A 12,829-nucleotide genomic window follows, 5' to 3' on the forward strand; every position below is an offset into this window, starting at 1 on the left:
AGCATGTCCATGACAACGAATCCCGTCCCAACGGGCCGCCGTCCCCGAAAGGTTGACCCACCCCCCGCCATCCCACAAGAGCACAACGGACGCACCACGGACGCGTAACATCCGTGCCATACAACGGCCATGAACGAGCAAAGGTGCTCAGCACATGACGCACGCACTTCCTGGTTACGTCTGCCCCGAGGACGGCACGCACGCGGACGTGCGGACGGCGCCCTGGTGCTGCCCCCTGTGCGGCGGCCCCTGGGACCTCGACTTCACACCCGATCCGGCCATCCCGCTCGAACCGGCGGCGGGACCCCACTCGCTGTGGCGGTACGCGCCCGCGCTGCCGCTGCCGGGGGCGTTCTCGGTCACGCTCTCCGAGGGGCACACCCCGCTGGTGCCGCTGGCGGAGCGGATTCACGCCAAGCTCGACTTCCTGATGCCGACGCTGTCCTTCAAGGACCGGGGCGCGGTCATGCTCGCCGAACTGGCCCGGCGGCTGGCACCGGAGCGGGTGGTCGCCGACAGCAGCGGCAACGCGGGCACCTCCGTGGCGGCGTACTGCGCGCGGGCCGGGCTGACTTGTGAAGTTTTCGTGCCGGAGGGCACCTCGGAGAAGAAGACGGAGCAGATGCGGGCCCACGGGGCCTCCGTACGCGTCGTCCCGGGCGGCCGCGAGGCCACCGCGCGGGCCGCGCGGGCGGCGGCGGACGAGCCGGGGGTCTTCTACGCCAGCCACGTCTTCAACCCGTACTTCCTGCACGGCACCAAGACGTACGTGTACGAGATCTGGGAGGCCCTCGGCGGGCGGCTCCCGGAGGCGCTGGTCGTACCGGTGGGCAACGGCACCCTGCTGCTGGGCGCCGCGCTGGCGGTCGAGGAGCTGGCCCGGCACGGGGTGCGGCCGCCCGCGCTGATCGGGGTGCAGGCGGAGGCGGTGTCCCCGCTGGCGGCGGCCTTCGCGGCGGGCGCGGAGGAGGCCGCGGCGGTGCCGCAGCTGCCGACGGCGGCGGAGGGCATCGCGATCCCGGCCCCGCCGCGGGCACGGCAGATCCTGGCGGCGGTCCGCAAGTCCGGCGGCACCTTCCTGACGGTCCCGGACGACCGGCTGCGCGAGGCCCAGCGGGACCTGGCGCGGCGCGGCCTGTTCGTGGAGCCGACGGCGGCGGCCTGCTGGGCGGCGGTGGCCCCCACCGCCCCGGGCGGCCCCCTCCGCGGCCGCACGGCGGTCCTCCCCCTGTGCGGCGCGGGCGCGAAGACGGGCCTGGCCCGGCCGTAGGCGTCGGAAAACCGCCAGCGGCACAGCCGTGCGGTCTGGTGAACTGGGCCCATGACCACCAACCTTGACCGTGCCGCCCAGGCCGCGGCCTTCACCGCGCTGCACACCCCCGCCGCCCCCCTCGCCCTCGCCAACGCCTGGGACGTCGCCAGTGCGCGTCTCGTCGAGGCGGCCGGGGCGGCGGCCGTCGCCACCACCAGCGCCGGGGTCGCCTGGTCGCTCGGGGCACCCGACGGGGACGCCCTCGCGCGGGACCGGGCGCTGGAGCTGATCGCCCGGGTGGCCTCGGCCGTCTCCGTGCCCGTCACCGCCGACATCGAGGGCGGGTTCGCCGCCGACGCCGCCGGGGTCGGGGAGACCGTCGCCGGGGTGCTGGCCGCCGGGGCGGTCGGCATCAACATCGAGGACGGCCGCCGCGCCCCCGCCGAGCACGCGGAGCGCCTCGCCGCGGCCCGCGCCGCCGCCGACGCGGCCGGGGTGCCGCTGTACATCAACGCCCGCGTGGACACGTACCTCTTCGGCCTCGGCGAGAGCGCCACCCGCCTCGACGAGACCCTGTCCCGCGCCGCCGCCTACCTCGCCGCCGGGGCCACCGGCGTCTTCGTGCCCGGTGTCACGGACCCGGCCACCGTCGCCGAGCTCGCCAAGGGCATCGACGCCCCGCTCAACGTCCTCGTCGGCCCGGACGCGCCCTCCGTCGCCGAGCTCGGCGGCCTCGGCGTGGCCCGCGTCAGCCTGGGCTCCTGGGTGGCCGAGGCGGCGTACGCCGTGGTCCGCCGCGCCACCGAGGAACTGCTGGCCGGAGGCACGTACGGCTCCCTCGCCGGGGCCCTCCCGTACGGGGAGCTGAACGCCCTGCTCAAGGGCTGAGATACCGAGAAGCGTGCATGCGGCACCGACCGTAGGATCCGGCCATGGGCACCTCGACTCCGATAGACAGCACGGGCACGACCGCGGACACGCCGCCGCGCCGCAGGACCACCGGGGCCGTGTGGTTCGCGCTCGCGCTCGTGTACGTGGTCTGGGGCTCGACCTACCTCGGTATCCGGATCGTCGTGCAGACCATGCCGCCCTTCCTGTCCGCCGGGGCCCGCTTCATCACCGCCGGCCTGGTGCTGGCCGGCATCGTCGCCCTGCGGTACGGGCCGGCCGCACTCAGGGTCACGGCCGCGCAGGCCCGCTCCCTGGTGCTGGTCGGCCTGCTGCTGATCCTGGGCGGCAACGGCCTGGTGGTGCTGGCCGAGACCTCCATCCCGTCCGGGCTGGCCGCGCTGCTGGTCGCGTCGGTGCCGATGTGGGTGGTCGTGCTGCGGGCGGTCACCGGGGACCGGCCGCCGCTGCGCACCCTGGCCGGGGTGCTGGTGGGGCTCGCCGGGCTGGCGGTGCTGACCAGCCCGGGGCTGAGCGGGGAGGTGCACCTGGCCGGGGTGCTGATGGTGGTGGGCGCCGCGCTGCTGTGGTCGCTGGGCTCGTTCTCGGCCGGGCGGCTGCCGATGCCGGAGAACCCGTTCACCGGCTCCGCGTACCAGATGCTGGCGGGCGGGGCCGCCGGTGTGGTGGTGGGGCTGCTGCGCGGCGAGCAGCACGGCCTTGACGTCGGCTCCTTCTCCGCCGCCTCGTGGACGGCCCTGGTCTACCTCGTGCTGATCGGGTCGGTCGTCGGTTTCACCGCGTACGCGTGGCTGCTCCAGGCGGCGCCGCTGTCGCTGGTGGCCACGTACGCGTACGTCAATCCGGTGGTGGCCGTCGCGCTGGGCGCGCTGATCCTGGACGAGCAGCTGACCCTGCCGATCGTGCTGGGCGGCGCGATCGTGGTGGCGGCGGTGGGCGTGATCGTCAGCACCGAGCGCCGGAAGAAGTAGCTCCGCTCAGCCCCTGGCCGCCCGCTCGTAGAGGGCCTTGGCCTTCTCGTCGTACAGCGCGGCCGTGGAGTCCACGTCCGTGTCCCCGCCGCTGAGCACCCCGATCAGCCGGCCCGGCTGCCCCGTGCCGCCGCGGTCGGCGATCCAGGGGCTGCCGCTGGTGCCGGTCCAGAAGCCCGAGCAGCTGATGTACAGCATGTCGGGGTCGTCGAGGTCGTGGCGGGTCTGGGTGGTGCAGGACACGGGCTTGTTCTGCGGGTTGTGCTCGGACTCCGGGTATCCGACGACGGTGACCTCGCGCTCGTACCCGGAGGTCCAGTCGGGCGCGGGCGCCTCGCCCTTGCCACCGACGGCGTCCTGGACGCTGCGGCCGTCCTCGTCGGGCTCGATGGTGAGGAAGGCGAAGTCGGCGGTGTCGTCGCCCCACTTCGTCCAGCGTTCGTCGACGTGGATCGAGCGGACCTTCCACACGCCGAGGGGCTGGGTGCCGGAGCCCTCTCCGGAGAAGGCGGGGGCGAAGGAGAGCTCGCCGATGGCGAGGCCGTCGTGGGCGACCTCGCCGGGCACTCCGTCCTCGCCCGCCGGGGCGACGCAGTGCGCGGCGGTCGCGACGACGTTGCCCTCGGGGCTGTCGACGACGCTCGCCGTGCACCAGTGCTCCCCGTTGGCCATGAGCACGCCGACGGTGGGGAAGGGGTGCACCGGGCGCTCGCCGGGCGCCTTGAGGAACGCGACGGCGCAGACCATCGCGAGCCCCGCGGCGGCGGCCGCCGTGGCCCCCTTCACCCTGGGGCTCATCGCACGGCGGGGTCGGGTGTCGGTCCCTGCATCACCTTGCTGATCCACTCCAGGGAGCCCTCCCTCATTCCGCGTACGTACGACTTCCCGTTGTGCTCACCATCCTGGATCACCTGGAGCCGGGTGTGCACGGGGCCCCTGCCGTACTCGCGCATGAACCGCTCCGCCAGGTCGCGGCCGCTCTCCTTGGTGCCGATCTGGAAGTTGATCCAGACCTCCGGACCACCCTCCTTGATCAGTTCCTCGGCGAGCTTCTCGGGGTTGTTCTCGTCCATGGCCTGCCTGTTCCCCTTCCAGAGGGGGGAGTCGGGGACGATGTCGACGCCGCTGGCGATGACCGCCTTGAAGCGCTCGGGGTACTTGAGAACGTGCTTGAAGGCGCCGAAGCCGCCCGAGGAGGATCCCATGAAGGCCCAGCCGTCGCGGGAGGTGAAGGTGCGGAAATTGGCCTTCGTGAAATCCGGGACGTCATCGGCCATCCAGGTGCCCATCTTCGGCTGGCCCGGGATGTCCGATCCGTCGAAGTGGTGCTTGGTGTCCGCGTTGATCACCGGCATGACGAGGATGAAGGGCAGGCTGGTGCCCGCCTTGACCCCGTCGATCACGGCCTGCTGGAGCCCGAGGCCGGGACCGGTGCCCCAGTAGTTCTTGGGGTAGCCGCGTCCTCCGGGCAGAGAGATCAGCACGGGGAAGGCGCTCTTGGCGTACCTCGGTTCGTCGTACTCCTTGGGCACCCACACCCACACGTCGCCCGTGAACCCGGACTTCCGGCCGGTCAGGGTGGTCATCGCGATCTGCGTGCCGTCCGGCAGCCGGCTCGTGCGGGTGAACTCGGCCTTGGGGCCGGTGGGCATCAGCACCCCCGGGCTGATGTCCTCGGCGGCGGCCGACTCCTGGATCTTGCCGAAGGAGACCGGATCCCCTATGTCCGAGAAGAGGCCCGCCTTGTACGCCGCGCCGCCCCCGGCGGCGAGGGCGAGCGCGAGTCCGCCGCCGATCAGGATCTGGCGCCTTCGAGGGCGCCGGGGGCGACGGCCGCCCTTGGTCGTGGGGCCGCCGTCGCCTTGGTGGTCATACTGCACGGATTCGTTCCCGTTCCTTCTCCGGCGCCCTGGTTGGGCGCGGGTCGGACCGATTGGTCCCCCTTAACACCTGTACAGAGGTGTGAACGACCGTATGGGTTGCCTGGGACCGGGGCGACGTGGTGAGGGCCACGTGGCGGAGTCCGGCGACGGGTCGGCGAAGGCGTCCGGCCTGCGGGAACGGGAGGGTTTTCGAACGTACGGGGCCCCGGTCGGCCGGTCAGCCGACCTCGGGCCTGGGCCCCTTCATCACCTTGCTGATCCACTCCAGCGAGCCCTCCTTCATGCCGCGCACGTAGTGCCAGCCGTTGTGCTCGCCGTTCTGGATGTCGCGGATGGTCGTCTTGACCGGGCCCTTGCCGTACTGCTGCACGAACTTCGCCATCCGGTCCTTGCCCGGCTCCTTCGTGCCGACCTGGAAGTTGATGTAGACGTCCGGGCCGCCGCTCGCGATCAGCTTCTCGGCGAGCTTCTCGGGGTTGTTCGCGTCCATCTCCGCCTGGTGGCCCTTCCAGAGCGGGGAGTCGGGGGTGATCTCGCCGCCGCTGGCGATCACGGCCTTGAACCTGTCCGGGTGCTGGAGGAGCGTCTTCATGCCGACGAAGGCGCCCGAGGAGGAGCCCATGAAGGCCCAGCCGTCGCGGGACCTGTACGTACGGAAGTGGGTCCGGGCGAAGTCCGGGACGTCCTCGGCCATCCAGGTGCCCATCTTGGGCCGGCCGGGTATGTCGGCGCCGTCGTAGTAGTACTTGTCGTCCGGGTTGAGCACCGGCATGACCAGGATGAAGGGCAGGCTGGTGCCGGCCCGGACGCCCTCGGACACGGCCTTCTGGAGGCCGAGGCTGCGGTCGGCCCAGTAGTTGGTGGGGAAGCCGTTGCCGCCGGGCAGGGCTATGAGGACCGGGAAGGCGCTCTTGGCGTACTTCGGGTCCTCGTACTCCTTGGGGGTCCAGACCCAGACGTCGCCCTCGAAGCCGGACTTGGCGCCGGCCAGGCGGGTCTTGGCGATGACCGTGCCGTCGTCGAGCTCGGCGGTCCGCCTGAAGTCGGACCTGGGTCCGGACGGCAGCCGCACGTCCGGGTCACCGGTCGGGCCGGGCGGGGCGGAGGGCTCCGCCGTCTTCGCGCCGCCGTCCGGTCCTGTGGTGGGGTCCGTGGCGCCGGCGGCGGGCGGGCTGGGCTTGCCGAGGGCGGCGGCCCCGCCGTTGCCGGAGAACCAGTCCTTCCCGTAGGCGGCGAAGCCGCCCGCGCCGAGGAGCAGCGCGCAGACGACGCCCCCGCCGGTCCACATCGCGCGCCGGGACTTCCTGCGGCCCTGGCCCCGGTCGGGTTCGTGGCCGGACGGCTGCTGCGGGTACTCGTGCACGGACTTCGCTCCGAACGATCGGGCCTGCCCCGGGCGGGACAGTGCGGGTGGACGCCCCCCTACTCCTGATGCGCGGATCCCGCGAGAAGTTCCGGGACCTCGTGGGAATCCGGCCGGAACATCGGGTTTCCGGCGGCTCACCTCAAGGTGTCGAGCACCTCGGCGCACCGCCCCAGCAACTCGATGAGCTGCGCCCGCTCCTGCTCCGTGAGGGCGGCGGCGAGGGCGGTCTCGACACGGACGGCGCCGGTGTCGGCCCGCTCCATCGCGGCGCGGCCCTCCGGGGTGAGCCGGGTCTCCAGCACGTTGCGGTGCCACTCGTGGGGGGTCCGCTCGATGAGGCCGCGCTCGTGGAGGTTCTTCAGGACGGTGTTCATGGTGGGCGGCGTGACCCCGCAGAGCCGGGCGAGGGCGGCCGCCGAGATGCCCGGCTTCTCGGCGAGCCAGAGCAGGGCGGCGTACTGCGGAACCGTTACTGCCGCCGGCTTGCATGCGGCGTTCTTCGCCGCGAGGAGCGCCTGCTCGGCGCGCTTGATGTGCGCGCCGATGCGCTCCTCGGGAGGCATGGAGGTCATTGCGGCATCCTATGACCCTTGCCAGTCATTAGAACTCTAATTACTCTGCGGACACGCCGATCAAGAAGGGTCCACCCATGCGCAAGTACTCTAACGTCGTCATCGCGGCGGCCGTAGCCCTGGCCGCGGCCCTGACCACGGCGGCCGCCCCCGCACCCGCCGCCGAGTCCGCCTCCTCCGTCGGGACGGCGTTCACCCTCCCCGGCTCGAAGGTCTACCCGGAGGGCATAGCCTCCGACCCCCGCACGGGCACGGTGTACGTCGGCTCGTACGCGGACGGCACGGTGTACCGCGCCCGCCCCGGGGCCCGTACCGCCGAGGTGTTCCTCCCGTCCGGCACCGACGGCCGGCGCACGGCGAACGGGCTGCGCGTGGACGCGCGGGGCCGCCTGTGGGTCACGGACTCCACGGCCGGGGTGGCGGTGTACGACACGGCGACGGGCACCCGCCTGGCCCGCTTCGACGCGGACGCCTCCGTCCCCCACTTCGTCAACGACCTGGTCATCACGCCGGACGGCACCGCCTACCTGACGGACAGCGTCCGCGCGGTGGTCTACCGGGTCACCCCCGGGCAGCTGCGCGCCGGCTCCGGCCCGCTGACCGTGGCGTACGACCTGAGCGGGCACGTCACCCCGCCGCCGCCCGGGCAGTTCACGCTCAACGGCATCACCGCCGACCGGGCGGGCCGCTACCTGCTGACGGTCGACATGACCGCGGGCGAACTCCACCGCGTCGACCTGCGCACCGGAGCCCTGAGCCGGGTCGCCCTCACGGGCGGCGACCTCAAGGCCGCCGACGGCCTCCAGCTCTCCCCCACGGGCACCCTCCGGGCGGCCCACAACATCACCGACACCCTGACCCGCTGGCAGCTCACCCCGGACGGCACCCGGGCCCGCCTGACCCGCACCCTGACGGACCCGTCGCTCCAGATCCCCACCACCCTGGCCCACACCCCGGGCCGCACCCTGGTGGTCCGCTCCCAGTTCGACAAGGGCGGCCCGATCACCCCCTCCACGGGCACCCCCACCACCTTCTCGGTGGCCGCGGTCCAGGGCCTGTGACGGCCGGGGCCCCGGGCCGCTACCGTGAAGCCATCACCGCACTGCCCGAGTGGATGCGCCCGCCGCGCGCGGAAGGCTGGTTCGCGGAGGACCTGGACCGCCTCCCCGAGGCACCGCGCCACCGAGGTCGAGCGGGAAATGACGATCCGCCTGGACTCCCGCAACCGTCCTGAGCCGGACCTGCTGCTGACGGACCTGCCCTACGACCCTGACCGCACCTGGTTCGCCCCCGAAGACGTGAAGCTCGTCATCGAGGTCGTCTCCCCCGAATCCGCCCACCGCGACCGCACGGTGAAGCTCCGCAAGTACGCGGAGGCGGGCATCCCCCACTACTGGTGCATCGAGGACGAGGACGGGTCGGCCGTGGTCCACGTCTACGAACTCGACGGGCCGACGGGCGCCTACGCGCCCGCCGGCATCTTCCGGAACGCCCTCCGGCGCCCGGTGCCCTTCGAGATCGGCCTGGACCTCGACAAGCTCACGCCGCCCCGCAACGGGTGACCGGTGCCCGGGGAGGGGCCGCTCGTGACGCCCCGGGCACCGGTGGTCAGAGGCCCGTCAGGTGCTCCGGGCGGATCGGGGTCTTGTTCAGCTCCAGGCCCGTCGCGTTGCGGATGGCCGCGAGGACGGCCGGGGTGGACGACAGGGTCGGGGCCTCGCCGATGCCGCGGACGCCGTACGGGGCCTCCGGGTCGGCCAGTTCGAGGTAGTCGACCGGAATGGTCGGGGTGTCGAGGATCGTCGGGAGCAGGTAGTCCGTGAAGGAGGGGTTGCGCACCTTCGCGGTCTTCGGGTCCACGATGATCTCCTCCATCACCGCGACGCCCAGCCCCTGAACGGTGCCGCCCTGGATCTGGCCGATGACGGACAGCGGGTTCAGCGCCTTGCCCACGTCCTGCGCGACGGCCAGCTCCACGACCTTGACCAGGCCGAGTTCGGTGTCCACCTCCACCACCGCCCGGTGCGCGGCGAAGGCGTACTGGACGTGGCCCTTGCCCTGGCCTGTGACCCGGTCGAAGGGCTCGGTGGGGAAGTGCCGCCACTCCGCCTCGATCTCGACGGGCTCGTCCTCCAGGACGTCGACGAGGGCGGCGAGGACCTCCCCGCCGGCGGTGACCACCTTGCCGCCCTCCAGCAGCAGCCCGTCGGACGCCCACGCCGCCTGCTGGGCACCGAACCTGCGCCGGCCGATCTCCAGGACCCGCTCCCGGACGAGCTCGCAGGAGTTCTTCACCGAACCGCCGGTCATGTACGTCTGGCGGCCCGCGGAGGTCGAGCCCGCCGAGCCCACCTGGGTGTCGGCGGGGTGGATGGTGACCTGCTGGACGCCGAGTTCGGTGCGGGCGATCTGCGCGTGGATGGTGACACCGCCCTGGCCGACCTCCGCCATGGCCGTGTGGACCATCGCGACGGGCTCGCCGTTGACGGCCTCCAGCCGCACCTTGGCCGTCGAGTAGTCGTCGAAGCCCTCCGAGAAGGCGACGTTCTTGATGCCGACCGCGTAGCCGACCCCGCGGACGACGCCCTCGCCGTGCGTGGTGTTGGACAGGCCGCCCGGCAGCGCGCGCAGGTCGGCCGGGCCGCCGGCGGTCTCCCACTGGCGCACGGGCGGCAGCGGGCGCTCCTTGACCATGCGCAGCAGTTCGGCGACCGGGGCGGGGTGGTGCACGACCTGCCCGGTGGGCATGACCGTGCCCTGCTCCATCGCGTTGAGCTGCCGGAACTTCACCGCGTCCATGCCCAGTTCGGTGGCGAGCTTGTCCATCTGGGCCTCGTACGCGAAGCAGGCCTGGACGGCTCCGAAGCCGCGCATCGCGCCGCAGGGCGGGTTGTTGGTGTAGAGGCCGATCGCCAGGATGTCCACGTCGTCGATGACGTACGGACCGACCGAGAGGGACGCGGCGTTGCCGACGACCGAGGCCGTGGAGGAGGCGTACGCCCCGCCGTCGAGCACGATCTTGCAGCGCATGTGCGTCAGCTTGCCGTCGCGGGTGGCGCCGTGCTCGTAGTACAGCTTCGCCGGGTGGCGGTGCACGTGGCCGAAGAAGGACTCGAAGCGGTTGTAGACCATCTTCACCGGCTTGCCCGTGCGCAGGGCGAGCACGGAGGCGAGGATCTGCATGGAGATGTCCTCGCGTCCGCCGAACGCGCCGCCGACTCCGGCCATCGTCATGCGGACCTTCTCCTCGGGCAGGCCGAGGACGGGGGCGATCTGCCGGAGGTCCGAGTGCAGCCACTGGGTGGCGACGTACAGGTCGACGCCCCCGTCCTCGGACGGCACGGCGAGGCCGGACTCGGGGCCGAGGAAGGCCTGGTCCTGCATGCCGAAGGTGTACTCGCCCGTGACGATGACGTCGGCCCGCGCGGCGGCCGCGTCGGCGTCGCCGCGGACGATCGGCTGGTGGTGGACGATGTTGGGGTGCGGGACGTGGGCGGAGTGGTGGTCGTCGCGGTCCTCGTGGACGAGTACGGCGTCCGGGGCGAGCGCGGAGGCCTCGTCGGTGACGAGCGGCAGCTCCCGGTACTCGACCTTGATCTTCGCGGCGGCGCGGCGGGCGGTCTCGGGGTGGTCGGCGGCCACCAGGGCCACCGGCTCGCCGTGGTGGCGCACCTTGCCGTGGGCCAGGACGGGGGTGTCCAGGAACTCCATGCCGTAGTACTTCGTGGGGGCCGGCAGGTCGTCGTACGTCATGACCGCGTGGACGCCGGGGACGGCGAGGGCCTCGGCGACGTCGATGGAGACGATCTCGGCGTGCGCGACCGTGGACCGCAGGGTCTGGCCCCACAGCATGTCCTCGTGCCACATGTCCGAGGAGTACGCGAACTCACCGGTGACCTTGAGGGTGCCGTCCGGGCGCAGCGTCGACTCGCCGATGCCGCCCCTGGTCCGGGAGCCCTGGGTGACGTTGGTGGGGATACCGCTGGTGGTGCCGGCCATGTTCGGACCGCCTCTCTCCGTGACGTGCCGGTGCCGCGACCCCCGTGCGCGGCATCCGGCTCCCGCGTGGCCGAATCCGCTGTCGGCCGCACGCAGAGCAGTACACACAGGGCCCGGGGGCTCGAGGCAGTCACCGATCCGTCAGAACCGGGTTCCCAGCGGGCTGTGGACGACCGTGCGTTCCCACCGCACCACCTCTGTGAGCTGCGGCGATCCGGCCCCGGGAAGGTGCGTGCCGTGAGAGGGTGACGGCCATGCGGCTGCGCGAACTCCTCGACACCCACGAGCTGGGGCTCCGTCTGCTCGTGGGCCGGGACTCCGGTGACGGCGTACTGGAACGCGCCGTCCGCTCCGTCCCGACCATCGACCTGGCCGACCCCGGCCGCTTCCTCACCGGCGGGGAGCTGGTCCTCACCGGGCTCGCCTGGTGGCGGGGTGCCGGGGACGCCGAGGCGTTCGTACGCGTCCTCGCGCGGGCGGGCGTCACGGCCCTGGCGGCCGGCGAGGTCGAGCACCGGCTCGTGCCGCACGACCTCGTACGGGCCTGCCGGCTGCACGGCCTGCCGCTCGTGGCGGTGCCGCCGGAGACCTCGTTCGCCGCGATCACCGAGCACGTCCTGCACCGTCTGCACCGCCGGGACGTCGGCAGCCTCGCCGCCGTGGTCGAACGCCACCGGCGGCTGCTCGCCGACCGGGCCGCGCCGGACTCCGTACTGGAGCTGCTGCGGCAGAGCCTCGGCCTCGACGTGCGCGTGCTGTCGGCGACCGGGCGCCAGATCGCCGGGGCCCGCCCCGCGCCGCACCCCAGGACGGCGGCGGCCCTGGCCGCCCGGTACCTCGCGGCCCGCCGCGCCGGCGGGGCCGCGCCGTACCGGGTCGAGGTCGGGGAGCGGCTGTACACCCTGATGCCGGTCCCGGGCGGCACCGGAGACGCCGCCGAACTGGGTGACTGGCTGGTCGTCACGGAGGCCGACACCTCCCACTGGACCGCGTCGGACGCGGAACTCCTCGACCGGGTCGCCGAACTGCTCGCCGACGCGCGGGGTGCGCACGAGCAGGCGAAGGCGGCCCGCCGCGACCTCGCCCGCCGCTCCCTCGACCTGGTGCGCGGCACCGTCCCGGGCGAGGAGATCCCCGTACGGCTGCGCAGTACCGCGCAGTCCGTCATCAGCGGGGTGGTCGACTGGCCGCGCTGCCAGTACGTGGTCGCCGGCGGCGTCCCCGCGCCGGCGCTGCGCGTCCTCCTGGAGGAGGCGCTGATCCAGCCGGACGGCCCGGTGCCGGTGTCGTCGGAGGACATCGCCGCCACCGTCGACGGCGACGAGGTGGTGCTCCTCGTCCTGGCCCCGGAGGAGGCCCTCGACCACCCGGCCCTCCGGCGCAGGCTCTCGGCTGCCCTGACGCGCTGGCTCGGTCCCGCGGAGCGCGTCTGCGTAGGCGTCAGCTCTCCGGTGGCCGACCCCGGGAACGCGCGCCGGGCCCTCGCCGAGGCCCGCAACGCGCTGCGGGTCGCCCGGGAGGGCCCGGCCCGGGTGGCCGTGCGCGGCCCCGACGACCTCACCGCGCACATCCTGTCGCTGCTGCCGCTCATCCCGGCCGAGGCCCGCCGGACCTTCGCAGCCCGCCACCTCGGCCCCCTGCGGGACCACGACCGCCGCCACCGCAGCGAGTTGCTGGCCACGCTGGAGGCGTTCCTCGACTGCGACGGGTCCTGGACGAAGACGGCCGCCCGGCTGCACCTCCACGTCAACTCGCTGCGCCGGCGCGTCGCCCGCATCGAGGAACTGACCGGCACCGACCTGGGCCGCCTGGAAGCCAGACTGGACTTCCTCGCGGCCCTCAAGGCCGGCTGAGCCGTCGACCGCCCGGGGCGGGGC

10 protein-coding genes and 1 pseudogene are annotated in these 12,829 nt (G+C 73.1%); 6 read left to right on the top strand and 5 right to left on the bottom strand.

Annotation, left to right across the window (positions count from 1 at the left end; genetic code table 11):
* The first annotated feature begins 154 nt into the window (after positions 1 to 154).
* From ACZ597_RS03065 to ACZ597_RS03075, 3 genes are read left to right on the top strand one after another with little or no spacing between them, the layout of a single operon-like run.
* Positions 155 to 1,270, top strand: coding sequence for a pyridoxal-phosphate dependent enzyme (locus tag ACZ597_RS03065; protein WP_471324130.1), 1,116 nt, complete (start codon positions 155 to 157; stop codon positions 1,268 to 1,270).
* A gap of 51 nt (positions 1,271 to 1,321) precedes the next feature.
* Positions 1,322 to 2,140 (top strand): isocitrate lyase/PEP mutase family protein, encoded by an 819-nt coding sequence (locus tag ACZ597_RS03070; RefSeq protein WP_471324133.1) that lies wholly within the window; start codon positions 1,322 to 1,324, stop codon positions 2,138 to 2,140.
* Positions 2,141 to 2,184: 44 nt separating this feature from the next.
* Complete coding sequence (locus tag ACZ597_RS03075) at positions 2,185 to 3,132, top strand: EamA family transporter (protein WP_471324136.1); 948 nt, start codon at positions 2,185 to 2,187, stop codon at positions 3,130 to 3,132.
* A gap of 6 nt (positions 3,133 to 3,138) precedes the next feature.
* On the opposite strand, the gene ACZ597_RS03080 is transcribed toward ACZ597_RS03075, so the two are convergent.
* The 4 genes from ACZ597_RS03080 to ACZ597_RS03095 all read right to left on the bottom strand — a co-directional run bounded on the left by ACZ597_RS03080 (position 3,139) and on the right by ACZ597_RS03095 (position 6,953).
* On the bottom strand, positions 3,139 to 3,930 hold the full coding sequence (locus ACZ597_RS03080; protein WP_471324139.1) for a trypsin-like serine peptidase: 792 nt from the start codon (positions 3,928 to 3,930) through the stop codon (positions 3,139 to 3,141).
* Positions 3,927 to 5,012, bottom strand: a complete 1,086-nt coding sequence (locus tag ACZ597_RS03085) for an alpha/beta hydrolase (RefSeq protein ID WP_471324142.1) — start codon at positions 5,010 to 5,012, stop codon at positions 3,927 to 3,929. Before ACZ597_RS03085 ends, ACZ597_RS03080 begins: the two co-directional genes overlap by 4 nt.
* Before the next feature lie 220 nt (positions 5,013 to 5,232).
* Complete coding sequence (locus tag ACZ597_RS03090) at positions 5,233 to 6,378, bottom strand: alpha/beta hydrolase (protein ID WP_471324145.1); 1,146 nt, start codon at positions 6,376 to 6,378, stop codon at positions 5,233 to 5,235.
* Positions 6,379 to 6,515: 137 nt separating this feature from the next.
* Positions 6,516 to 6,953 carry a MarR family winged helix-turn-helix transcriptional regulator gene (locus tag ACZ597_RS03095; protein ID WP_471324148.1) on the bottom strand — a complete coding sequence of 146 codons (438 nt, stop codon included), beginning with the start codon at positions 6,951 to 6,953 and terminating at the stop codon, positions 6,516 to 6,518.
* Between the two features lie 77 nt (positions 6,954 to 7,030).
* On the opposite strand from ACZ597_RS03095, the gene ACZ597_RS03100 reads away from it, so the two are divergent.
* Positions 7,031 to 8,014: an SMP-30/gluconolactonase/LRE family protein gene (locus ACZ597_RS03100; RefSeq protein ID WP_471324151.1), complete on the top strand. Its 984-nt coding sequence runs from the start codon at positions 7,031 to 7,033 to the stop codon at positions 8,012 to 8,014.
* Positions 8,015 to 8,046: 32 nt separating this feature from the next.
* Positions 8,047 to 8,515 (top strand): annotated as a pseudogene (locus tag ACZ597_RS03105) (Uma2 family endonuclease).
* Between the two features lie 46 nt (positions 8,516 to 8,561).
* Here ACZ597_RS03105 and ACZ597_RS03110 read toward each other — a convergent pair.
* Positions 8,562 to 10,952, bottom strand: coding sequence for a xanthine dehydrogenase family protein molybdopterin-binding subunit (locus ACZ597_RS03110; protein ID WP_471324153.1), 2,391 nt, complete (start codon positions 10,950 to 10,952; stop codon positions 8,562 to 8,564).
* Positions 10,953 to 11,206: 254 nt separating this feature from the next.
* Here ACZ597_RS03110 and ACZ597_RS03115 point away from each other — a divergent pair, with 254 nt between their 5' ends.
* Positions 11,207 to 12,805 (top strand): PucR family transcriptional regulator, encoded by a 1,599-nt coding sequence (locus ACZ597_RS03115; RefSeq protein WP_471325118.1) that lies wholly within the window; start codon positions 11,207 to 11,209, stop codon positions 12,803 to 12,805.
* Positions 12,806 to 12,829 lie beyond the last annotated feature (24 nt).

This window comes from Streptomyces sp. NPDC040718 (assembly GCF_055593565.1).